General features: G+C 42.9%; 23 protein-coding genes. All 23 read right to left on the reverse strand.

Annotation, left to right across the window (positions count from 1 at the left end):
• Nucleotides 1-44 precede the first annotated feature (44 nt).
• Nucleotides 45-281, reverse strand: coding sequence for a CsbA family protein (locus BLL40_RS10365; RefSeq protein ID WP_073711833.1), 237 nt, complete (start codon nt 279-281; stop codon nt 45-47).
• Nucleotides 282-345: 64 nt separating this feature from the next.
• The gene (locus tag BLL40_RS10370) at nt 346-984 is read right to left on the reverse strand and encodes a YfbR-like 5'-deoxynucleotidase (protein WP_073711834.1); all 639 of its coding nucleotides are present in this window, start codon (nt 982-984) and stop codon (nt 346-348) included.
• A 136-nt stretch (nt 985-1120) separates the two neighbouring features.
• On the reverse strand, nt 1121-2314 hold the full coding sequence (locus BLL40_RS10375) for a PDZ domain-containing protein (RefSeq protein ID WP_073711835.1): 1194 nt from the start codon (nt 2312-2314) through the stop codon (nt 1121-1123).
• An 88-nt stretch (nt 2315-2402) separates the two neighbouring features.
• Nucleotides 2403-3533 (reverse strand): trans-sulfuration enzyme family protein, encoded by a 1131-nt coding sequence (locus BLL40_RS10380; protein WP_073711836.1) that lies wholly within the window; start codon nt 3531-3533, stop codon nt 2403-2405.
• A gap of 348 nt (nt 3534-3881) precedes the next feature.
• The gene (locus tag BLL40_RS10385; protein WP_073711837.1) at nt 3882-4424 is read right to left on the reverse strand and encodes a redoxin domain-containing protein; all 543 of its coding nucleotides are present in this window, start codon (nt 4422-4424) and stop codon (nt 3882-3884) included.
• Entirely contained in the window at nt 4421-4990 is a 570-nt protein-coding gene (locus BLL40_RS10390) for a hypothetical protein (RefSeq protein ID WP_143180116.1), read from the reverse strand. Before BLL40_RS10390 ends, BLL40_RS10385 begins: the two co-directional genes overlap by 4 nt.
• 110 nt (nt 4991-5100) lie before the next feature.
• A complete protein-coding gene (locus BLL40_RS10395) occupies nt 5101-5208 on the reverse strand; it encodes a YjcZ family sporulation protein (protein ID WP_073711839.1) in 108 nt (35 codons plus the stop codon).
• An 81-nt stretch (nt 5209-5289) separates the two neighbouring features.
• A complete protein-coding gene (locus tag BLL40_RS10400; protein WP_073711976.1) occupies nt 5290-6729 on the reverse strand; it encodes an FMN-binding glutamate synthase family protein in 1440 nt (479 codons plus the stop codon).
• Nucleotides 6730-7082: 353 nt separating this feature from the next.
• Nucleotides 7083-8417, reverse strand: coding sequence for a murein hydrolase activator EnvC family protein (locus BLL40_RS10405; RefSeq protein ID WP_073711840.1), 1335 nt, complete (start codon nt 8415-8417; stop codon nt 7083-7085).
• A gap of 35 nt (nt 8418-8452) precedes the next feature.
• Nucleotides 8453-9337 (reverse strand): permease-like cell division protein FtsX, encoded by an 885-nt coding sequence (ftsX, locus tag BLL40_RS10410; RefSeq protein ID WP_073711841.1) that lies wholly within the window; start codon nt 9335-9337, stop codon nt 8453-8455.
• Complete coding sequence (ftsE, locus tag BLL40_RS10415) at nt 9327-10013, reverse strand: cell division ATP-binding protein FtsE (RefSeq protein WP_073711842.1); 687 nt, start codon at nt 10011-10013, stop codon at nt 9327-9329. The genes ftsX and ftsE overlap by 11 nt, the downstream gene beginning before the upstream one ends.
• Before the next feature lie 236 nt (nt 10014-10249).
• Nucleotides 10250-11347, reverse strand: a complete 1098-nt coding sequence (locus BLL40_RS10420) for a Ger(x)C family spore germination protein (RefSeq protein WP_073711843.1) — start codon at nt 11345-11347, stop codon at nt 10250-10252.
• Nucleotides 11344-12432 (reverse strand): GerAB/ArcD/ProY family transporter, encoded by a 1089-nt coding sequence (locus BLL40_RS10425; RefSeq protein WP_073711977.1) that lies wholly within the window; start codon nt 12430-12432, stop codon nt 11344-11346. The genes BLL40_RS10420 and BLL40_RS10425 overlap by 4 nt, the downstream gene beginning before the upstream one ends.
• Nucleotides 12429-13961, reverse strand: coding sequence for a spore germination protein (locus tag BLL40_RS10430; protein WP_073711844.1), 1533 nt, complete (start codon nt 13959-13961; stop codon nt 12429-12431). Before BLL40_RS10430 ends, BLL40_RS10425 begins: the two co-directional genes overlap by 4 nt.
• 107 nt (nt 13962-14068) lie before the next feature.
• Nucleotides 14069-14467 carry a cytochrome c551 gene (gene cccB, locus BLL40_RS10435; protein ID WP_073711978.1) on the reverse strand — a complete coding sequence of 133 codons (399 nt, stop codon included), beginning with the start codon at nt 14465-14467 and terminating at the stop codon, nt 14069-14071.
• A 168-nt stretch (nt 14468-14635) separates the two neighbouring features.
• A protein-coding gene (gene prfB / locus BLL40_RS10440) for a peptide chain release factor 2 (protein ID WP_143180117.1) occupies nt 14636-15734 on the reverse strand; the annotation gives its coding sequence in 2 pieces (ribosomal slippage) (nt 14636-15661 and nt 15663-15734; 1098 coding nt in all).
• Between the two features lie 96 nt (nt 15735-15830).
• Nucleotides 15831-18341, reverse strand: a complete 2511-nt coding sequence (gene secA / locus BLL40_RS10445; RefSeq protein ID WP_073711845.1) for a preprotein translocase subunit SecA — start codon at nt 18339-18341, stop codon at nt 15831-15833.
• 243 nt (nt 18342-18584) lie between these two features.
• The gene (locus BLL40_RS10450) at nt 18585-19646 is read right to left on the reverse strand and encodes an SEC-C metal-binding domain-containing protein (protein WP_073711846.1); all 1062 of its coding nucleotides are present in this window, start codon (nt 19644-19646) and stop codon (nt 18585-18587) included.
• A gap of 100 nt (nt 19647-19746) precedes the next feature.
• The gene (gene hpf / locus BLL40_RS10455) at nt 19747-20295 is read right to left on the reverse strand and encodes a ribosome hibernation-promoting factor, HPF/YfiA family (protein ID WP_073711847.1); all 549 of its coding nucleotides are present in this window, start codon (nt 20293-20295) and stop codon (nt 19747-19749) included.
• Between the two features lie 124 nt (nt 20296-20419).
• Nucleotides 20420-20680, reverse strand: coding sequence for a flagellar protein FliS (locus BLL40_RS10460; RefSeq protein WP_143180118.1), 261 nt, complete (start codon nt 20678-20680; stop codon nt 20420-20422).
• A gap of 36 nt (nt 20681-20716) precedes the next feature.
• Nucleotides 20717-21061, reverse strand: coding sequence for a flagellar protein FliT (gene fliT / locus BLL40_RS10465; protein ID WP_073711849.1), 345 nt, complete (start codon nt 21059-21061; stop codon nt 20717-20719).
• Complete coding sequence (gene fliS, locus BLL40_RS10470) at nt 21061-21456, reverse strand: flagellar export chaperone FliS (protein WP_073711979.1); 396 nt, start codon at nt 21454-21456, stop codon at nt 21061-21063. The genes fliT and fliS overlap by 1 nt, the downstream gene beginning before the upstream one ends.
• A 32-nt stretch (nt 21457-21488) precedes the next feature.
• On the reverse strand, nt 21489-23306 hold the full coding sequence (gene fliD / locus BLL40_RS10475; RefSeq protein ID WP_073711850.1) for a flagellar filament capping protein FliD: 1818 nt from the start codon (nt 23304-23306) through the stop codon (nt 21489-21491).
• Nucleotides 23307-23314 lie beyond the last annotated feature (8 nt).

Raw genomic sequence — 23314 nt, forward strand, 5'->3', positions numbered from 1 at the left:
CCCGTTAATGCGGGATAAAAAAAAACACCAAAAATTTTTCGGTGTCAGTTTAATTTTAATTTCAACTGCTTCATCATCCGGTTGGACAGCCATAAACCAGCTGTCAGCGAAGCAGCATCAATAATAATGAGGTCCCACGTATGGGTATATCCTTTATAGGCAGAGGCAGCAATAAGCGCGACCGTCAGCACAAGACCGACAAACTGGTTGTATGTCACGCGTGAAAACAAGACCACAAGCAAAGCAGGCATCAACAACGCCAAGATCATCTTATCGACCATCTGCGTCCTCCTAAAATTGTTTTCTTTTATCATAGCTCATTTACGAAGAGGTGAAAAGATTAGATTACTTACGAAGCTGAATAATACGTTCTGTTAAATCACGCAGTTCACTATGCGGCATAAACTTTTCCGCAAGCATGTCCGGCATAATGTAGTCAACGAAATATTTTACACAATGCAGCTCGTTGAATTTTAAAATTGTATTCAACGCTTCTTCATAAATTTCAAAAAAGAGCGGGTCCGGGTTACGCTTTAACACTTCACCGTATGCTTCGTAAAGCAAATCAACTTTATCGGCAACGGATAAAATACGACCTTCAAGCGAGCTATCTTTTCCTTCTCTCAATCGTCTCAAATATGCTTCATGAAATTCTTCTGGAAATTCCTCTTCAATAAATTTACGTGCCATCTGTTCTTCCACCTGTGAAAACAATTCCTTCAATTCAGCTGTCGCGTATTTGACCGGTGTTTTAATATCTCCTGTAAACAGCTCCGCATAATCATGGTTCAGCGCCTTTTCATAAAGTGACCTCCAATTGACTGTCTCACCGGCCAGTTCCTCGACCGTACCTAAAAATTGGGCGATTTTCGTCACTTTAAAGGAATGCGCAGCAACCGTATGCATCTGAAATTTAAATTTCCCTGGTAAACGGTACAAATGTTCAAGATCTGACAAACTTTTAAAATATGTATGTACACCCATATTGTTCGCTTCCTTTCAGTATATTATGACTATTGTACCGGTAAATGGGCACAAAAAAAAGAAAATCGGCTCTATGTAGATGAAAATGGGTAGATTTCATTTTTTGACGCCAAAAAACGCCCTGCCATGAGGACGTTTATTCAGTAAAGATAGAGTCATCCATATATTCTTTTTCTTCAGGGGCAAAAATTAAGCCAAGTTCATGATGATCATTTGCATAAATCGACCCTTGTACGAAGCGAAGCTGGTCATTCGTCCCGATCACTTCAAGTTTGCAGTACGCCCCATTTATTTGCAGCGCTTTATAAAATTCAGGTTCACTGCTAACCTGCACCCCATTTACCTTCGTTATGATTTCACCAATGTCAAGCCTCATTTTCTGAGCGGGAGATGCTGGCAGAACGCCGGCTATAATGACTCCTTTTGACTGTGTCGTAAAAAAGTAAGGACGGTGTTTTTCATAATTGTAATGACGGAGCATAATGGCGAGACGGGCAAGTACTACAAATAAAACAGCGACCGCAGACAACTGCCAAATCCAGTAAGAGGAGGCAGCGATGAATAATGTAAGCACGCCGGCTATCATAATGCTTTTCCCAGTCGATTTAACAGCTAATGATGGCAATGTACTTCTTACAGTCATCGAAAAACCGATCAAAAATGGAAACAAGACGAAACTATAAGAGACAGCACCTGTATCAATAACTGGCCACCAGTCCATGAATGGTTCGAGTGGTCTGCTTGATGGAACCGGTAAAAAGACTGGGACAAGCCAGAGACGGCGTGCAAGGTGCACAGCTGTTTTTAAGCCGCGTTTACTCGTTTCAATGCGCGGTGAGGTACCTTGATGACCTCGCTTCCGTATCAGCACGCCTTCCGCTATAACAAGAAGTGCGGTAACGATCGAAAGCACAGTTAAAATCGCTTGTAAATGCAGGTTGCCATATGGAATGAACGGATAGTCAAACCATTCTGATAAAACAAATAGGCCATAAGCAGCCCCCATCGTCCATGCCGGTGACAGAAGAAAAAAGCCTCCGATGCTGAAGATAATTAAAACCGCCGCTATAAAGTTGAGCAGTCCCGATGGCAATGCCAATCCGGCGGCTATCGTGATCATGGATAATATAGCACCGATCGCAAGGCTCGATGGCAAAATAAACCGGATTTCCTGATAAATATCGTAGATGCGTGTACTGAAATCTTTTCGTTCACGTGTCACACGAAACATCCCAACGATAAATGCAAGAATGAATGAGAAATAAAAAATAGGATGTATAAATAATTTTAAAGCAGCAGATGCCAATTGTAAGAGCCAGTCTAAAGCCATAAGTGTCCCTCCAAAACGTTGCACACAATTCTTTCCTTTATTGTACCAGAAAGCTTGGACAAGCGTGAACTGTCAAGACACTTTTTCGTCAAGCACCAGCCAGTGCATTCTCAAGCTGGCCGATAATATCAGCTGCTTCTTCAATTCCGATCGAGATTCGAACCGTTTTTTCGGATACACCGACTGCCTTCTTTTCTTCCAGTGACAACGCACGATGAGACGTACCAAACGGCCATGACACGGTCGTTTCAACCCCTGCAAGTGATGGAACGAGCTGAATCCAGCCGAGTGAACGAAAAAAGCCTGATTCATCCGCATCATCAGCAAGATGAATGGTAATAATCGCGCCATTTCCTTTGTCAGATACGGTCGTTGGATAAAACACTTTTTTTACTTTTGGCTGTGAGGTGAGCCATTCTGCCGCTTTTTGTGCATTCGCTGACTGTCTCTCCATCCGGAGACCGAGTGTTTTCGCTCCACGGCATGCAAGCCATGATTCGAATGGGCTTAAATTTAAGCCGATGTTTACAATGCGGCTGCGGGCCAATTCGACGTATTCTTCTTTTCCACATAACACGCCGGCTGATACATCGCTATGCCCCCCAATGTATTTTGTCGCTGAATGAACAACAAGATCTGCACCAAGCGCATACGGCTGGACGAGATAAGGTGTCGCAAACGTATTATCAACAATAAAAACAAGATCATGTTTTTTCGCGACTGCTGCCATCTCTTCTATATTTTCAACACGCAAAAACGGATTCGTGACCGATTCTGTATATAAAATGACCGTTTCCGGACGAATGGCTGCTTCAACCGCCTGTTTATCTTCAAAGTCAACGAAGGATGTTTCGATTCCCATGCGGGCCAATTCTTCTTTTAACATATAAAAAGTTCCGCCGTATACATCGTGCGCTGCGACGAGATGGTCACCGCTTTTCGCCACCGCAAGCACGGCAGCCATAATAGCACCGAGTCCAGAAGATGCGGCCGCCCCAGCAGGCGCTCCTTCAAGACGAGCCGTGACATTTGCCAGTTCATCTGAATTCGGGTTGCCAACACGCGTGTATAAATAAGGTGAATCGCCACTATAATAGCCTTCCATCTCTTCTAAACTATTGAATGAAAACACCGATGTTTGATAAATAGGTGTTACTTTACTTTGAATGAATGCCGGCAGTTTGTTGCCATGTATGGCTTTCGTATTAAATGAGTCCAACTCCCTCACTCCTTTTCCCTTATTTATTGCAGATTAACGGGCAGTAAGACCCCCACTTCAAGACTTCGAAAAGAAAAGAAGGATAAGCAGGGGATCAACTGCCCGTAAAAGCCCGATTGGTTCGGGCCGGCTGAAGCCGGTCACTCAGGTATTGCCGCAGGACGCGGCGCCATTTACCTGAGTTCCTGTTTATTCAGTGGGGATGAGCAGATCGCAAACTAAGACCTTCACTTTCTATAACAACTTCTGCATGACCCACGTCCTGTGGGCTTAAACCCCACGGATGGAAGATTTACTTTATTATATTCCTGAATTTGCACAAAAACAAATCCGTCTATAATAGACGGATTACTCTTTCATTAAATCATTCATCATCGATTCATCCATCGGACCGATAATTTTTTGGTGAACGGTGCCATCTTCGTTTAATACATACGTTGTGGGAATCGTATACACTTCATATGTTTCAGCTACCATTCCGTCTTCATCCATTAATACTGGGAACGTTAATCCGTACTGATCCACGAATTCACTGATTTTCTTGTTACTTTCTTCTAAATTAATCGCGAGTATTTCGACGTTTTCCGGTTCCCTCTCATAATAAGACTGCATATGCGGCATTTCCGCTTTACAAGGTGGGCACCATGTCGCCCAGAAATTTAAAAATACTTTTTTCCCTTCGTAGTCAGATAGTTTTACTTCTTTGCCATCCAACGTTTTCACGGTGAAATCAGGTGCTTTTTCGCCTTGCGCAATACCTGTTACGTCATCATTGACAGCCATCCCAGTGTTTTTAATTTCCGTGACATCTTTCCGGTCGCTGTACAAATTAAACCCGGTAATTCCGATTAAGAACGCCAGCAAGAGGACACCAAACCATTTTTTGTTCATGTTTTCTTCCTCCAAATAATGAAATATACTGTGACGATTATGTATACGAATGATTCCATCCCAAAAAGACCGCCTTCTGCTGATAAAAAGAGCAACTGCCAAAATAACAGCAGCGTGAGTGCACGCTCCAGTCCTTCTTTCGCTACAAAGAAAAAGAGGATACTTCCTGCTGCCTGCGTGATAGTCCAAATCGTCCACGTGCCTGCCATTACGGACAACGCAAGCGGATACAAGACAATGATTGCAGCCCACGCTCCAGCCGTTTTAAAAGACGGCATTTTGTTTATATACATATATAAAAGGGCAATAGCAAGTCCAAGCCAGAATCCGTATGTGCCTCCGTTAAAATAGAGAATGGACATCGGCGCTTGTAAAACGAGCGGGAATTGAAAAAGAATGATGCTGAATTTCCAAACGATCACGAATAAAAAAGCGGTATTACTAAAGCGGTCCGCGAACGATTTTCCGTATTGAATACGCACGTACAGCCAAGCACCAAACAAGGCTATCATAACAGCTGGCTGTTGAACAGGCATTGTCACATTAGCAATTTGAATATATTCCATATGGTCTCCTTCTGCTTCTTCTACTATATTATCATATGATCTATTTCTGATCATTTCATACGCTTGTCGATACACAGCAAAAAAGCCGCTTGTCTAGCGGCTTTCCTATATTAGTAACCCCAACCAACGTACGCTGCGCCGACGATAATAAGCAAGATGAACAGAACAACGATCAACGCGTAGCCACCGCCGAAATTATTTTCTTTTTGTCCACTCATGCTAATCCACCCCCCTGTTCTTTACTCTTACAGAGTATGCAGGCAGTAAATCATCGGCAGGGCGGACGGCCTATCTAATAGCTATTCTTTTATTTTAACTTTAAATTTCTCAAACGTTACACTTCTTTGATTGTCTGTTCTCACATTAGGTTTGTCACTCTTCTCAATAGGTTTAAATGAAAATGGAATGTCAATCATTTCTGCGGTTAATTGATCATAGGAAACCAAGTCTTTTTTTGACAGTTCTTTTAAAGAACGTTTCCCCATTCCCCTTAACGCAATTCGTATTTCTTCCGTACATGATGTTAAAAATTTTTCTGCTGCCTTTACTCCATCTTCAGCTTTAAATTGGTTCTTGAATTTCCCTTCATTCCAAACAACTTGTGTAGGTGGTTCAAATGGAAGTGCACTCAATGATTGACTATGTGAAACGGTAAATAACATAACAGACCCTAAATAAACAGCGTCAGCACCGAGCGCAAGTACTTTTAAAAAGTGACCAGGTGTCAACATCCCACCTGAGACAATTAAACTAACTTGATCCTTCATTTTTCTCTTTTCTAGATGGTTAACCGCCCGGACAACCGCATGCAATGTCGGTATTCCAAAGTCATCGGATAAAATGGGAGGGGCACCCATTGTAGCCGCTTGTCCACCATCAATCGCAATGTAATCAACACCCATGCTTAATACATGATCAATATCTTCTTCAATTTTACCGCCCGCCCCCATTTTCACACCAATGGGCACACCGCCTGATAGGTTCCGCAGTTTCTCAACAAGTCCTTTAAGATCTTCTAATGTTTGATTTTCATAAAAATGTTCAAAAATGACGGCATCCTCATTTTCCTTAAGACCCATCACTTCACGAGCACGGCCGGTTAAATTTTTAGGTGAGATTTTTCCACCCATCCCAACTAACGCACCCTGTCCTAATTTAATCTCAATCATGTCTGCTCGCTTAATAAGGTCCTCTTCTTTTGACCATTTTGTTTTTGAAAACTGTAAAATATACTTACCTGCTTTGTCTAGCTCTTCTGGCAAGACCCCTCCTTCACCAGAATTAATGGCTGTCCCTACATTTTTAGCTGCTTCAGCTAAAGCAAGTCTCACTTCTTCACTAAGTGCAACCCCATAAGCCATCCCGCTAATCATAAACGGTACGTTTATTTCCATTGGTTTTTTTGCTTTTGGCCCAATCGTTACTTTCACATCTACTTCTGCTTCACCATCTACTGGAAACGGTGTCGTCTGTGCAGGGATAAAGGTAATCGGATCAAAATGTGGCCATTTTTTTGAAGAGCCCATTGGACGGTGAAGGAGATCTCCTGTCTCTGCACGTAAGCTATTTTCAAGTACATTTTGAACGCCCATATGACGCATGCCAGGCATTAATTCCATAATATTTTCTTGATAGCTGTCCGTTAAAGCAATTTTCCCCATTTTTTTAACCATTTGTTTGGCGATCCAACGCCAACCAAAAAGCATGAATAAACAAAGGATAAATAATATGGAAATCATCGCGAAAGCCACATAATATAAGATGTTCAACCGATTCACCTCTTTACTATTTCATAAATTAAACCGTTCACGCTTCTCATTATTCCCCCAAAGAAGAAAATTATGTTATAAAGTGTGAGCATATAAAGTGAAACTTCATTCAGTGGGGGGGTAGGTTCACAGGACGTGACGATCTTAGTCTGCGTTCTGCCGCAATACCTGTGAGTGACCGGCTTCAGCCGGCCCAAACCACTCAGGCTTTTACGGGCAGTTTATCCCCCCTTTCGAAGTCTTGAAGCGGGGACTTACTACCCGTTAATGCGGGATAAAAAAAAGGGTTGTCTCAATTTTTTTTGAGACAACCCCTTAAACAGTTAAAGACTAATATATTGTGCTGGATCGATGGCGTTTTCTTTTCCGAGCGTCCATGGCCCTTTATGAATTTCAAAGTGAAGATGCTGACCGAATGATCGACCAGTATTCCCCATGTAACCGATAATCTGGCCTTTTTGAACGCTGCCGCCCTGAACAATGCGTTCTGACATATGAGCATAAACAGTCGTGTATACTTGACCATTTATAGAATGGGAAATAAAGATTGCATTTCCATATGTATCGGAGTAATACGAGCGGCTAACAACACCGTCTGCCGCCGCCACAATCGGGACACTGGCACTGTTGGCGATGTCGATCCCTTTATGGTCGCCAAGGTCGCGCATGCCGAATCCGGACGTAAAAGTTCCTTGTGCCGGGCGCATAAACATACCGCCTGAATTAGTCGATGTACCAGTTGAATGAACTGTTTCTACTGTAGATGGTCTAGAATCTGCTGGCGTTTGAGCAACGGATTGAGCGGCTTTTTTTCGTGCAGAGGCTCTTTGTGCCGCTTCTTTTGCTGCTCGTTGTTTCGCTTCTGCAGCAAGACGATTTTGTTCAGCGATTCTTGCTTGTTCCGCCTGAATTGCTGCTTGAATCGATGCTTCCTGTGATTGAAGCAATGACTGCTCTTCTTCAAGACTCAGCTTTGTATGATGCGCCTCATGCTCATCAGCCACAAGTCCTTTCATCACATTGTTTTTCGCCGTACGTTTTTCTGCAAGCTGTGCGTTCATCGCTTTAAGTTCTTTTAGCATCATTTCTAAATTCGCGAGCTGTTCTTTTACCTTTTGTTCGCTTTCTTCAAGCTGTTTTTTATCATTCTCTTGCTCTTCTAAAATATTTTTATCTGCGTTTACCAGTGTTGTTACAGCAGTAGCACGGTTGATGAAATCACCGAAGCTTTCTGCGCCAAGCAAGACATCTATGTAACTAGCAGAACCGCCGCTTTGCTGAATGGAACGCGCACGATCTTCTAATACGACTGTCCGCTCAGCAATACGGATTTTCAACTCTTCAATTTCAGCTCGAAGGCGTTTGATTTCCGTTTTCGTTTCTGCAATTTCGGTTTCTTTTGCCCGAATTTTCGATTCTGTTTCAGAAATCGCTTTATCCAGTTTACGAATTTCTACTGTTACTTGATCTTGCTGCTGCTGAAGTTTTGAAATTTGTTGTTCTTTCTCACTAATATTGCTTTCTAATCCGGATTTTTGTGACTGAATCTCCTGCTTGCGTTGTTCAAGATCAGAAAGATTCGCGGCAAATGCCTCCCCTGTGAGGCTGAATCCAAGCGACGCCGCAATCATAAGCGTCATATAAGAACGTCTTTTCAACTTCTTTTCCCCTCTCGTTCCTGTATCTACTACTCTCATACATTTAAAAATCGTCTAACTGAAATGAAGCTGCCCCATATGCCAATAAAAATGGCAATGATGAATAGCAAACCTGTTACCGGCAGTACGAGTGGCAAGTAGCCGATAAATTCAATAAAATGAGCAGACAGACGGGCAGAAAGGGCCTGTTCTGCATAATAATAACCTACGGCAATGGCTGTAATCGGAATGAGCGAACCGAGCAGACCAATCCATAACCCTTCTAGTAAAAATGGCCAGCGAATAAACCCGTTCGTTGCGCCTACAAGTTTCATAATTTCAATCTCTTTCCGGCGGGCAAAAATCGTTATTTTAATAGTATTTGATATTAAAAACATCGCTGTGAACAACAGCCCTGCTACGAGTACAGCCCCTGTGTTGCGTGCTGTTTTCATAAAGCTAAACAAATTCTCTACTTTTTCTTCACCGTAGACAGCCGTTTCTGTATATTCAAACTGTTCTATTTTCCGGGCAGTATCCGGTGTATCTTGCGGGCGCGCTGTTTTCACAATGAATACGTCGTAAAGCGGGTTACTCTGTTCAAATAAAGAAAAATCACTGCCCATGTCTTGAATAATGTTTTGCAGCTCTTCTTCTTTTGAAGAATAGTCGACACTTTCTACTTCTGGTATAGACTCTATTTGCATTTTGAGCTGCTCTTTGTCCGCTTCTTCAGCGATCAGTTTAATATGAACACGTACTTCTACATCATTTTCAATATCTGTCGCGACTTTGTTTAAATTCAGCATAATAACAAGAAAAACACCGGTCAAAAGCAATGTAACAGTCACCGCTGAAACCGCTGCAAATGTCATCCAGCCGTTACGGCGTAAATTTTTAAAGCTTTCTCTAAAATGACGACGGAATGTTCTAGGCTTCATAGCCGTAATCACCCCGCTGTTCATCACGGGCAATCCGTCCGTTTTCGATCGCAATCACACGCCGTCGAATCGTGTTGACAATTTCCTTATTATGCGTGGCCATTACAATTGTCGTGCCTTGTTCGTTAATTGTTTCAAATAAGCGCATAATATCCCACGATGTATCCGGATCAAGATTCCCTGTCGGTTCATCCGCAATCACGACTTTTGGATGGTTCACGATCGACCGGGCTATCGCGATGCGTTGCTGTTCTCCGCCGGATAATTCCGCCGGCAGCATGCGCGCTTTATGTTTCAATCCAATAAGTTCAAGCACTTCCATGACCCGTTTGTAAATAACCGCTGGCTCCTCTTCAATCACTTCAAGTGCAAATGCCACATTTTCATACACATTTAAGAGCGGCAGCAGTTTGAAATCTTGAAAGACTACACCGACTTGGCGGCGCAATGTTGGAATGGAACGCTGTCTAAGTGTAGCTGTATTAATACCGCCAACCATGACTCGTCCTTCTGACGGCTTTTCTTCACGATAAATCAATTTAATAAACGTCGATTTCCCGGCACCGCTTGGACCGACGATATAAACAAACTCGCCTTGTTTAATTTTGACATCAACACCTGAGAGTGCCGTGACCCCGTTCGGATATTTTTTTGTCACATGTTGCATCTCGATCATTGAATCACCTTGTTTCTTTATTTAGCCGACACATTTATCCTGTTTTCGACTCCGAAAACATTATAGCATTCTTTCAATTGTCATAATGAAAAGAATGTGTTACAGATTCATTTCACGCTGTAACACATTTCGTTTTATTTCAACAAAAAAAACGCCCGGATGGACGTTTTTTAATGGATTCTTTATTTTATTTCTTCCCGCACCTTTCTTTTCAGAGATGAATGACCTGTGCAAAATTAGAATGTAATCCCACTTTCGATAAGCTCTGCTTTCACGTTAATCTTGACGTTCAGTTCCGGATAGGCGGTATCCCAGTTTAATTGTTTAAACCGGTCTGGATCCTTCGCATGTACACGGAGCCCGATGCCCAATACGTCGGAATGCGCTTCTTGTATTTTATCCATCGTTTTTTCCATCGACTTTTTTATTTCCCCAGACAGTTTTTTATCCACTTCTTTTACCTCTTTTTTATCCCCTAAATGATCTGGCGGGTAATCTATCGTACGGTAACGCAATTGATACGATAAATCAACCGTTGCCGGTCCGTCCTTCGGCACGTGGATCTTCATTTTCCGCTTTATTTCTTCAACCCGGATCGTCATACTCTTATCCTTTTCCACTGGATATGTCAGCGCAGCCTCTTTCTCCTTTTCGTCTTTCATTAAAAGCAACATGGTCGTTTCTGCTACAGACAATTCACCCGTCATATGCTTATCATCAAAAAGGGCTGTTCCTTTTACTTCCGCCGTCTTCTCTTCTTTATTAAACGCGAGGAGCGGGGCCATCGCCGCTTCACCGTCATTTTTATCAAATAGCGGTGAAGCGAACAGCTGTAAATTCGTCTTGGGCACGATTGTCAAAGCTTCGGCACTTCTAATCAAGCTATTGTAATAGTGACTGTACAGCGGCTCTCCTTCTAGTTCATTTCTAAAAAATGGTTCTGCCTCCCCTTCCGTAATGATTATTTTTGCATTCAGCGAGCTTACCGCATTCCGATAGAGGGTATCCAGCAGCGGATAAATATCATGCTGAACGGATTCTTTACTAATAAGCAAAACTTGCATTTTACCCATTTGTAAACCGCTTCCTATTTTATGATCTATTTTAGATATACTCTCTTGAACCGTTCGTCCCGTTGCCGATACAATCTGTTTTGTCGTGGTCGGCTGTGACTCGTTGCCTGGTTGTGGAAGAGCAATTGTCAACGTTATTTCTTCCTTAGAAGGCGCATCAATCGCTGCGCCAAGGATGATATTTTGATCTTTTAGCTGACGTTCATCCCAACAGCCTGTCAGTAGCAGGCAGGAAAGCCCCAGTCCTATCCATTTTTTCACACCGATTCCTCCCGTTTTTTTCGGATTAATGCGACAATCAGCAACACGATCGGGATGAAAAAGAGAAGGACGATGGACACGCTATTGAGTTTATCCCCGATCCCCGCCAGTGTCTCCCGATTTTCAGTTGCAATCGCCAATGGAATCACGAGAACAGCCAGCACATAAAGCGGTTTCCGGTGCTCCTTTGCCTTCAAAAGGTGCGTCAGCCCCGTCGATGCCATATATAAATAAATCATCAACGTTGTCAAAACAAACACAGCCCATATCGTCAGAAAGAGAAGATCAATCCGTTCAATGACAATCAGTTCGACTTCTTTCAATATATATAAAACCGGCTCCGGAACGACTTTTATTTCTTTCGGACTGAAAATAGCATAGGAAGCAAAAGTGACGAACGAATAAAGCACTGTGGATGCCGCACTTGCCCCGGCAGCCGCTTTCCATTTGGCTTTTGTTGACCCTTCCGTAAAAGGGTACAGCCACATGAATAATTCGAATCCAGAAAAGGCCAGAACTAGTTTTTCACTGCCTTTCATAATCGCCCCCACTCCATTTGAAGCGACGGGCAGCAAATAGTGTATCTCAAAATGGTTAATGATCGGAAGGATCGCGAATGGTATACTTAATAGTAAAAAAGATACAAGGACAAGAAACCGTGCCATAATCCTCAAATTTTCTTTTACGAGGTACACCGTCACTGCGACACTCAGCACCGCATAGATAATATGCGGTGTTCGTGGATAAGCCCAGTTTGATGATATGGAAAGAAAAAGAGATAGCTGATGGGCAACAATGCTGAAAAAGAAAAGCGTATACAAAAGCGTCAGCACGGTACCTATGATTTTCCCGACAAGAAGCGGAGCAAACTCATACAAGGTGAGTCCTGGAAAGCGCGATGAAAGCAGCCAGGCTACTGCAATGCCTCCTTGTACAAACAGGCCCATAAGCAAAATGGAAATCCAGCCATCTTTTCCTGCTCCCACTTGAGCCGTGTAAGGTATTGTTAAAAGGCCGATGCCTATTTGCGCTTGCAACAGAACGAAAAACAGTTGAAAAGGTGAAATCGTGGCAGGTGATTTCATTTTTTCTTCCACTCTCTTGAATCAGACTCCGCAACTTCTTTAAGTGGACGACTGTCCAACGGCCGTGTGTTCATCTTCCAAGCAGGCTGTTTGATAAACGTATCCTGTAGCACGTTTTTCAGATTAAACGGAGCCATTGGCGCAAAATAGGGTCTGCCGAGTGATTCCAGCTTACATAAGTGAATAAAAAGGAACATAAGTCCAAACATAAGCCCGTAAAAGCCGAATAATGAAGCGGTGATCATTAATGGGAAACGAATGAGCCGAGTGGCTGTACTCATTTCTGTTGACGGCGCGACAAAGGAGGCAATCGCCGTGAGCGCCACAACAATAACGGTTGTACGGGAGACAAACCCTGCGCTGACAACAGCATCACCGATGACGAGACCACCAACGATCCCAATGGTCTGTCCGATGGGCGTTGGAAGTCTAATACCGGCTTCCCGTATGATCTCAATTGCTACTTCCATCGCCAGTACTTCAATAATCGGCGGAAACGGAATCGTCTGAACGCCCCCTTGCATTTTCAAAATCAGATCGGGCGGCAACACTTCGTAGTGAAAGCCGACAATTGCTATATAAAAACCCGGCAGCAAGATCGCAATGAAAAAAGAGAAAAATCGGAGAAGCCTGTAAAAAGAGCCCGGGAAGGTACGGTCATTGTAATCATCTGGAGACTGATACAGCGCAAAAAAAGTCACCGGCATGATGATACACGTCGGGCTTCCATCTCCAAACAATAAAATTCTTCCGTCCATCATATTGGCGATCGCCCGGTCCGGACGCTCCGTCTGCAATACTTGTGGCAATGGAGACAACGTTGTATCTTCGACCATATCTTCCAAAAATCCAGGGTCAAACATCATATCAATATCAATGCTATTTACACGCCGCTTCATCTCTTCGACGAGCTCGGGATTGGCGATTTCTTTTTCGTAAATAATCGCGACACGTGTATTTGTTTTCTCGCCCAGTTGGACATATTCAATCATCAGTCCCGGACTTTTCATCCGCTCTCTTATTAACGCAATATTCGTGTTTAAACTTTCAACGAAGCCATCATGGGCGCCACGGACTACTTTTTCATTCATCGGCTCCATAATGCTGCGCGTAGAAAATCTCTCCACTCCACACGCGATGCAAATAGAGCGTCCTTCAAAGAAAAGGAGCACTTTCCCCTGTAATAAAGCAGTCAGTGCTTTCTCTGAATCCGCCATTTCCTGTCGTTCTGAAACCGTCAGCGCTTCTTCTGCCTTTTGCATGTCTGTTTCTGAAAGAGGACGAAGAATACTTTCTTCAATCCGTATGGAATCGACAATCGTTTCCAAATACAAAAGCTTTCCTTCCGCATTCTTAAATAAAAAGGACCGCTCTTTTAAATCTCCCGATTGACCGAGCAGAGCGGTAAGCTGCTTCGTGTTTTCAGCCGCTGAAAGGGAAAACGGGCCGCCATCACTATTTTGATGCTTCGTATTTGCGGTCGCTGACAGAGAAAATAGACTGTCCTCACCGCTTCGCCAAACTGCCATATTTGATCACACTCCCTTTTCCATAGGATGGCAAGGGAGGCGCTTTTTATACATAAAAAAAGGCCATCTCAATTGGAATCCGTTTGAGATGGTCCTTTTTTGATTCATTATTTTTTCTCTGCCAGCCATGAGGCAACAGCTTCTGCATCTGCACCTTCAGCGACGTTCGCAGGCATTTGACCTTTACCATTATGAATAATGTCTAAGATCTCATCTTTGCTGTACTTTGCACCCACTTTGTCAAGCGCTGGCCCAAATCCACCTTCAAGGTTACCGCCGTGACAGCTTAGGCAACTTTGCTTGTACACTTCTTCGCCGGCTGCTGATGTAGTTGTTTCACCAACACCGTTTTCTGTCTTTTGCTCTGTTTCATCAACGGCATTTTCCGTGTTTTGTTCCACTTCATCAACGGCCTTTTCTGTGTCTTTTGCTGCGTCATTTCCGCCGCCGCATGCCGCAAGTGCTACGGATGAACCGAGAATAAGCGCAAGCAATGATTTTTTCAATTCCATTCTAAAAAGCCCCCTCTTCGAAAATGGTTTGTCGTGCTTTTATTAGTATACCAATTTCATCCGATTTAAAACATTTGCTAAAATGACAAAACTGGTACGATTTCTCTTTTTTAAAACCATTATTGAAACAAGTACTATCCGGAAAGACAGCGTCTAGACCTTTTATATACGTGAACGAAGGTATGCGTTGATGAATGCGTCCAAATCGCCATCCATTACTGCTTGAATGTTTCCTGTTTCTTCATTTGTACGGTGGTCTTTTACCATTGAATAAGGATGGAAGACGTACGAACGAATCTGACTGCCCCAGCCAATTTCTTTTTGTTCACCGCGAATTTCTAACAGTTCTGCTGCCTGTTCATCTAGTCTGCGCTGATACAACTTCGCTTTTAGCATATTCATCGCACGGTCACGGTTTTTAATTTGTGAACGCTCTGTTTGACACGTCACGACAACGTTTGTTGGAATATGAGTAATCCGAACAGCGGAGTCCGTCGTATTAATATGCTGACCACCCGCGCCGCTCGCACGGTACGTATCGATTTTCAAATCTTCTGTACGAATATCGATTTCGATTTCGTCGTTAAATTCTGGCATGACTTCACATGATGAAAAAGACGTATGGCGTCGGCCTGATGAATCAAATGGCGAAATACGAACGAGGCGGTGAACCCCTTTTTCCGCTTTCAAATAACCGTACGCGTTATGACCTTTTATAAGAAGGGTGACACTTTTGACGCCGGCCTCGTCACCTGGCAAGTAATCGAGTGTTTCCACTTTAAAGCCCTGTTTTTCTGCCCAGCGTGTATACATGCGCAGCAACATGGACGCCCAGTCCTGCGACTCCGTTCCGCCTGCCCCTGAATGAAGCTCCAAGATAGCATTGTTTTTATCATGCGGTTCGCTGAGAAGAATTTGAAGCTCATAATCGGCCAAACGCTTCATAAATTCTTTCATTTCACTAGAAAGTTCCTTGTGCAAGTCTTCATCGTTTTCTTCTTTTAATAACTCATGGGTCATTTCCAAGTTTTCATGTGTTTCCACCATATCTTTATATTCCACGACGAGGTCTTTCAACCCGTTTAATTCATTAATAACGGTTTGAGCGCCTTGCTGGTCATTCCAGAATTCTGGATCAGTCATACGCTCTTCCAATTCCGCTATTCTTGCCTCTTTGTTTTCTAAGTCAAAGAGACCCCCTGAAGTCCGCCAGTTTTCCGGCTGAATTGTCTAGCTCATTACGAATTTCAAATAATTCCATATGATACACCTCTGTTAATTTTTTGTTTGATCGGTCTGAGTACGCAAAACGATTTCGATTTGCATGAATCTAATTTAATCTGTGCGAATAGACTGATTATTCTTGCAGCCCATGGCAGTTTTTATATTTCTTGCCGCTTCCGCACGGGCACGGTTCATTCCGGCCAATCTCTGGTGCTTTGCGCAGTGGTTTTTTCTTTTTTACGCCCTCATCTTCTTTCGGATTAACTGCTTGGCCTTTCGCGACTTCTTGGCGCTCGAGATTACTGCGGATTTCGGCTTTCATGACGTATTTCGACGCTTCTGCGTTAATGGCTTCAATCATCGCTTCAAACATGGCAAAGCCTTCATTTTGATATTCACGGAGCGGATCGATTTGTCCATATGCCCGCAAATGAATCCCCTGCCGAAGCTGATCCATCGCATCGATATGGTTAATCCACTTGGAATCAACTGCACGAAGAAGAACGACTTTTTCAAACTCGCGCATTTGCTGGAAACCAAGCTGCTCTTCACGCGCATCGTAGCGTGCTGCAACTTTATCCCAAATGATACCGCTGATCGCATCCAAATCTTTTCCACGCAGTTCTTCTTCTGTAAGCGCATCTTCTTCAAGCAAGTTCGCATTTACAGTATCTTTAATGCCCGATACATCAAATGATTCTGCTTCATCTCCGTCATTCGCATGCGCAGCAATGGTTGAACCAATTTCTTTTGTGACCATTTCTTCCATAATCGCGCGCAAGTTTTCTGACTCCAACACATCATCGCGCTGTTTGTAAATAATTTCGCGTTGCTGACGAAGTACATCATCGTACTCAAGAAGACGTTTTCTGGCATCAAAGTTGTTGCCCTCCACACGTTTTTGAGCAGATTCAACCGCACGTGACACCATTTTACTTTGAATCGGCTGTGAATCATCCATGCCTAGCCTTTCCATCATCGACTTCATGTTATCCGAACCAAAGCGGCGCATTAATTCATCTTCCATCGACAAATAAAATTGTGTCACACCCGGGTCTCCTTGACGACCTGAACGACCGCGCAGCTGATTATCAATCCGGCGAGATTCATGGCGTTCTGTACCAATGACAGCCAGGCCTCCGAGTTCTTTTACACCTTCACCTAGCTTAATATCCGTTCCACGTCCAGCCATATTCGTTGCAATCGTCACGGCACCGGGCTGACCTGCATTTAAAATAATTTCCGCTTCACTTTCATGATTTTTTGCATTCAACACATTATGCGGAACACCTTTTTTCTTCAAATGAGCTGAAATCAATTCAGACGTTTCAATCGCCACAGTTCCGACAAGAACAGGCTGCTTTAATTGATATCGTTCATAAATATCTTCTACAACCGCCATAAATTTCCCATTCATTGACGCATAAATTAAGTCTGCGCGATCATCACGGACAATATCACGGTTCGTGGGAATTGCCACAACACGCATATTATAAATGTTTCGGAATTCTTCTTCTTCCGTTTTCGCCGTACCCGTCATACCGGATAGCTTTTCATACATACGGAAATAGTTTTGGAACGTAATCGTCGCCATTGTCATGCTTTCATTTTGAATGTCGACGCCTTCCTTTGCTTCAATCGCCTGATGAAGCCCATCAGAATAGCGGCGTCCTTTCATTAAACGGCCGGTGAATTGGTCTACAATAACGACCTCGCCATCCTGCACAACATAGTCAACATCGCGATGCATCGTTACACGTGCTTTTAACGCTTGCACAATATGATGATTAAGTCCAACATGTTTTAAATCAAATAAATTTTCAATACCAAATGCTTTCTCCGCTTTCGTCATCCCATCTTCTGTTAAAAGGACACTTTTCGTTTTAATATCAACCGTAAAATCTTCGTCTTCTTTCAACGTGCGAACGAATGAAAAAGCATGAATGTACAGCTGTGCTGACTTCGCGGCCTGACCAGAAATGATAAGTGGTGTCCGCGCTTCATCAACGAGAATGGAATCGACTTCATCAATAACGGAAAAGTGAAGCGGACGCTGTACTTTATGTTCCTTATACAGCACCATATTATCACGCAAATAATCGAAACCGAACTCATTGTTCGTTCCGTACGTAATGTCTGCCGCGTACGCTTCTTTTTTCTGCTCTTTTGACAAGCTGTTTAAATTTAAACCAACCGTCAAACCGAGAAATTCATACAGATGCCCCATCTCTTCTGCATCACGGGACGCCAAGTATTCATTGACCGTAATAACGTGGACGCCTTTACCAGAAAGCGCATTTAAATACACTGGCATTGTCGCCGTCAATGTCTTCCCTTCACCCGTTTTCATCTCAGAAATGTTACCTTCATGAAGGGCGATCCCACCCATTAACTGTACTTTATATGGATAAAGCCCCAGCACACGCTTCGCCGCTTCCCGCACAACAGCAAAAGCTTCTGACAGCATATGATCGAGTGACTCACCTTTTTGGTAGCGCTCTTTAAATTCAACTGTTTTTTCTTTTAACTCAATATCCGAAAGCGCCGCTACATCATCAGCGAGCGCTTCTACTTTGCCTGCCATTTTTTCGAGTTTTTTTACTTCTTTTTTATTCGCATCAAATACTTTATTTAATAAACCCATTTATAAACGCTCCTTTTCAGGTTCAACAGGGTAAAACCTTTACAATTTTCCTATTTATCGCAGATTAACGGGCAGTAAAACCCCCCCCTTCAAGACTTTGAGGAATCGAAGAAGATATGCGGGGGATTAACTGTCCATAAAGGCCCGATTGGTTCAACTAACCATCAGTGAGGATACCCCCCCTACTGATGGAAGTTTCACTTTATCTTACCACTTCTAAAAGGACGCGTACACTTATATGGTCTACTGTTGCTTCGCCTGATCTGCTTCTGCCTCAGGTTTTAGCTTTTCTTGAAGCACAGCTTCCATTTCTTTCAAACGTTTCGATAGTGTCGAAGCGGAAATCGAATATCGGCTGGCAATAGCCGCTTTCGAATCTTCCTGATCTAGAATACTGTACGACTGCATCAATGACAGAAGTGCTGCTGTAAAGACTTCTGGTTTACGGACAGTTGGATCTTCTTTGCTGCAGTAATAATTCCAGAGCAATACCGCCATTTGTACAATCGGCTGCTCAATTTTTTCCTGTTCAAACGATTCAACAATATGTTCAGCAGTCGCACGATGGGCATCTTTCAACCACGTTAACGCGCTTACATCCACCACATTTTGCTGTTCTTCATATAAGGTAAATAGTCGATCCATCACCGTCATAAACATGTTTTTAAAGAACGACTGTGTATCACCATATGGAGAAGTTTCGTATAATTCCTGAACGGCTTTCGTCATCGCACCGACACGTGCAGGTTCAAAATGAAAATCGGTCATAAAAAACGTATAGTCAGATTCATGCGGCAAAAGCGCACCCGTTACAAATGCTCCTTCAAGTGACACACTTTTAAGCGCACGAACGGTGTACATTTCATCCGTTAATAGATCACGAACGTGATACATATTCCCTTCACATGATTCAATGATACCTGCCATAAAGCGATAATCGGTCCATGATGCCACAATTTCTGCTGTCCGTTTCCGTGTAATAGACGGAACACGTCGCTTCACAAACTCCGTTAAAATGGTTTCGTTCCCTTTCAATACTTGTGTCAAAATGGCCCAAATTTCAAATGTCACGAGAAACACCTGCTCATTTTTACGCAGTGTCTCGTATTCCTCTAGAAGCGGCTGGAATTGTTTTTTCAGCATCACTGAATGTTTTTCCATCGCATAATCAATCAGTTCACGCTGTACATTGCTGCACTCTTCTACTAATACAGTCAGTATTGCCGCTCCTTCTATTTTTCCACAGCATTTTTTATATTTCTTTCCGCTGCCACATAGGCATAGATCATTTCGTCCAATTGACATTCATCATTTCCCCCTCATGCAAAATCACGAAACTAATCATACCACGAATAGCCCCCATAAAAAAGAAGCCCGCTATAACAGCGAACTTCTTTCACTTTCTTTACGTTGTTTCAATTAAGCCGTATTTGCCGTCTTTTCGTTTGTATACGATGTTTGTACTATCAGATTCAGCATCTGTATAAATGAAGAAGTTGTGACCGAGCAAATTCATTTGCAAAACGGCTTCCTCCTCATCCATCGGTTTCAATTCGAACTGTTTTGTGCGGACAACTTCAAGATCATCTTGCTCCTCAACAGGCGTGTTGTCTGAAAGTATGGCAAAATAATCTTGCGGCTCGCCTTTTTCGCGGAACTTACGGTTTACTTTCGTTTTATGTTTGCGGATTTGACGCTCCAGTTTATCAATAATCAAATCAACTGCTGCGTATAAGTCTTGATTGCGCTCCTCAGCGCGAAGAACAAGGTCTTTCATCGGAATCGTTACTTCCACTTTTGCATTTTTATCGTTGAATACTTTCAAATTTACATGCACATTCGCATTAGGAGTTTCGGTGAAATAACGCTCCAGCTTGCTGATTTTCTTTTCCACATACTCACGGATAGCCGGAGTCACTTCAATATTTTCACCACGAATGTTATAGTTCTTCATGCAGAACTCCTCCTTCAACTAATTGCTGACTTACTATACTCTTACTATTCTTTGTATACCCTTCATAATCCTTCTTATTCCCTAAAATAATTTGTCGAATTTTCAAACTATTTTACCGTGAATTTCAGCTATCCCGCCATGCTTCATATAAAGACGACACCAATCTTTCTGCCTCATCAAGAAGAACCGGGTCACTCTTTACATTCGCTTCAACAAGCATCGTATTGATACGTCGATACACAATCGATACGGACTGCCCTTCTTTTGTCTTCTCATTTAAAAAAGAACGATCTCCAGTACACATTGCTGTGCCTACTTCAATTAAACATGAACTAACCAATGCCAATGTGCTCGAAGACCTTTTAAAAAAGAGATTGTCTTTCATGATCAGAAAAATCCGGGCTTATACAGCACCGGATTATTAATTGCGCTTATCGTAAAAAACACCATCTGTCTGAAGTGCCTCATACGGATTCGAGTATTTATTCATTGACTGCTTTTTCATGCTGACTTCTTTTAAATCATCTTTCACCGCATTATTTAATCGGTTAAGCCTCGCTTCAATCTCTTTATTCATCTGGATCATTTCACGCCCGAGCACTTGCTCTTCTGCCGTGAAAGGTGGTTTTATCGAAGGGAGGAGGGCCGCACGCTGATCAAGCAGCCCTTCTGTCTCTTCAATTTGCCTGTCACGATTACTTTCGACCGCTTCCAATAAATCAAGCAGCCGCCTCGTCATTTTGTGACAGTCATGAACCGGCGTCATTACACACGCCCGCCCGCACCAACTTGCTGAATGCGACGGTTTTCTTGAATAGCTTGCTTCCATGTATCGCGAAACTCAGTCACAAACCCTTCCACTTCTTGCAAAATAGCCGGATCATTTTGAACGTTCGCTTCCACGAGACGCGTGTACAAATATTCATAGAGTGCAAGCATATTTTTCGCCACATCTGTGTCTGTTTTAAGCGTAATACTCAACTCACGTACAATGGCCTGTGCTTTCTGGATGTTTACGTTTTTTTGTTCAATATTCTTGTCTGCCATCGCCCGTTCCGCAAGGCGGATAAATTTAATGCAGCCATTATAAAGCATCAATGTCAGTTCACCCGGAGAAGCTGTTGTAACCGAGTTGTTTGCATATGCCTGTTGTGGGTTCATCGCCAATTGTAACGACTCCTTTTATATGAAAATTACATACTAAATTGTTGCATTAAATAGTTTGATTGTGAATTTGCTTGTTGAATCGCTTTTTCCATTGCCGTAAATTGTTTCCAATATCGATCTTCTACTTGAGTCAAACGGCTTTCAAACCGTGTAATACTGCTATCGATGTTTGTTAGCTGACGGCCAAGCGCAAATTGCTGATTCGTCGAAAACGTGTTGCCAGCCCGTTCTTTCAATTTATCCATCGTTGCGTTGACTGTATTATACAAGCGATGGGCAATACCCTGTTCGCCAATCACCGCCGAATCGCCGCCGCCACGGAACAACGCTTCAACTGCATCAGGATTGTTATTAATCGCTTCTTTCAACTTCGCTTCATTAATTTCTAATTTCCCGCCCTCAAGGTAGTTTGCTGTCGTTGTAATGCCAATCGACGCTAACTGCTTGAATAGCGGATCGGTCGTGCTATTTGACACAGGCTGCGAGAAATTACCGCGCATATTCGTCAGCACACTGGTCAAAATCGTATCCCGGCGAAGCAAACCGCTCTTCGCTTTCTCTTCCCACTGCTCCTGCTGCTTATCACTCAACGATTCACGCTGATCATCTGTCAGCGGCGTGTAAGAACGATACTTTTCTTCTGATGTTTTAGAACTGATCGCGCCGATTAACGTGTTGTATTTATCGACGAAAGATTTAATGTTGTCATAGACCGCGTTGCCGTTGTTGTTGATAGAAAGAGTTGCCGCCCCTTCACTAGCATCAAACGTTTTTTTCAATGTAATCGAGACGCCGTTCATGTCGAACGTGTTGGATGAACGGGTTGTTGTAAGACCATTGATAGTGAATTCAGCATCTGACCCTCTTGTGAATTTAGGAGCATCCGGATCATTCGGATTCGCTGTTGAAACATCAAGCTTTAACGATTTCTCTGCAAAAGCACCCGTTACCTTAATGTTACTGCTGTCCGACCCGAATTTACCCGTTTCTTTTTGCATTAAAGATATTTTTTTCGTAGCTGTATCATAAAACATTGATACGCCTGCATTAGAACTGTTTACTTTATTTACAAGCTGATTTAATGTTTCAGTTGATTGAACAAGAAATTTTTCTGTCACTGGACCCTTTGACGTTTGAGTCGTAATTGAAAAATCCGCATATTTATCGGTCGAATTCGAGATGTAATCTACTTTTACAGTTGCACCTGAAGCAATGTTTTCTTCAAATGTCAAATTCCCATGCTCATCAATTTTCACTTGCTTTGTCTCTAAGTCTGTATCCCAATCGTCAGTATTTTTGATTACACCATAAGAGACGCCGTTTACTTTCACTGTCATTTTAGCCGCATCATCGGCTTTAATTGTTTCAGGTGTAACATCTAAACTTAGGGTAGCATCACCGTCAGCAGTCAACGATTTACTCCTCACAGTTCCTGTTGACCATGTGAAATCTGTAGGTAGGTCTCCAAATTGACTCTCAAGTGATTGTGTGCCATCAATTCCGATCGATTCCGTCACCCAGTTTTCCGCTTTTGCAAGAGCTTTTACTTCTGAAATCGAATAAGACGCCTGTGATGCCGCACTCGTAGCTGTGGCTGTCACTTTTGATTCATCTGATGATGTCGTCGTACGCGCCCGGTATTTTGTTGTCAGCTTCATCTGTGTCAGTTCTGTCCGGAAATCGAGCAGAAGTGTGTTCATCTTACGGTAGTCGTCACGCTGCCATTCTAGCACTTGTTTCTTTTGTTTTAATTTATCAAGCGGCATACGCTCCGCTGTCATTAAGTTTTTAACGATGGAATCAATGTCCATCCCGCTTGCCAGTCCACCAATACGGATAACCATTGTAATCG

It is taken from the genome of Domibacillus mangrovi (genome assembly GCF_001906925.1).
Taxonomy (GTDB): Bacteria; Bacillota; Bacilli; order Bacillales; family Domibacillaceae; genus Domibacillus; species Domibacillus mangrovi.

Coding starts and splice junctions, on each gene's coding strand:
- BLL40_RS10365 (WP_073711833.1), bottom strand. CDS start 281: ATGGTCGATAAGATGATCTTGGCGTTGTTGATGCCTGCTTTGCTTGTG.
- BLL40_RS10430 (WP_073711844.1), bottom strand. CDS start 13,961: ATGGCAGTTTGGCGAAGCGGTGAGGACAGTCTATTTTCTCTGTCAGCG.
- BLL40_RS10400 (WP_073711976.1), bottom strand. CDS start 6,729: ATGATTTCCATATTATTTATCCTTTGTTTATTCATGCTTTTTGGTTGG.
- ftsE (WP_073711842.1), bottom strand. CDS start 10,013: ATGATCGAGATGCAACATGTGACAAAAAAATATCCGAACGGGGTCACG.
- fliT (WP_073711849.1), bottom strand. CDS start 21,061: ATGACGCCGGTTCATGACTGTCACAAAATGACGAGGCGGCTGCTTGAT.
- secA (WP_073711845.1), bottom strand. CDS start 18,341: ATGGGTTTATTAAATAAAGTATTTGATGCGAATAAAAAAGAAGTAAAA.
- BLL40_RS10425 (WP_073711977.1), bottom strand. CDS start 12,432: ATGAAATCACCTGCCACGATTTCACCTTTTCAACTGTTTTTCGTTCTG.
- hpf (WP_073711847.1), bottom strand. CDS start 20,295: ATGAAGAACTATAACATTCGTGGTGAAAATATTGAAGTGACTCCGGCT.
- fliS (WP_073711979.1), bottom strand. CDS start 21,456: ATGAACCCACAACAGGCATATGCAAACAACTCGGTTACAACAGCTTCT.
- fliD (WP_073711850.1), bottom strand. CDS start 23,306: ATGGTTATCCGTATTGGTGGACTGGCAAGCGGGATGGACATTGATTCC.
- BLL40_RS10370 (WP_073711834.1), bottom strand. CDS start 984: ATGGGTGTACATACATATTTTAAAAGTTTGTCAGATCTTGAACATTTG.
- BLL40_RS10390 (WP_143180116.1), bottom strand. CDS start 4,990: ATGGAATATATTCAAATTGCTAATGTGACAATGCCTGTTCAACAGCCA.
- BLL40_RS10385 (WP_073711837.1), bottom strand. CDS start 4,424: ATGAACAAAAAATGGTTTGGTGTCCTCTTGCTGGCGTTCTTAATCGGA.
- BLL40_RS10395 (WP_073711839.1), bottom strand. CDS start 5,208: ATGAGTGGACAAAAAGAAAATAATTTCGGCGGTGGCTACGCGTTGATC.
- BLL40_RS10375 (WP_073711835.1), bottom strand. CDS start 2,314: ATGGCTTTAGACTGGCTCTTACAATTGGCATCTGCTGCTTTAAAATTA.
- BLL40_RS10450 (WP_073711846.1), bottom strand. CDS start 19,646: ATGTCAATTGGACGAAATGATCTATGCCTATGTGGCAGCGGAAAGAAA.
- BLL40_RS10460 (WP_143180118.1), bottom strand. CDS start 20,680: ATGAAAGACAATCTCTTTTTTAAAAGGTCTTCGAGCACATTGGCATTG.
- ftsX (WP_073711841.1), bottom strand. CDS start 9,337: ATGAAGCCTAGAACATTCCGTCGTCATTTTAGAGAAAGCTTTAAAAAT.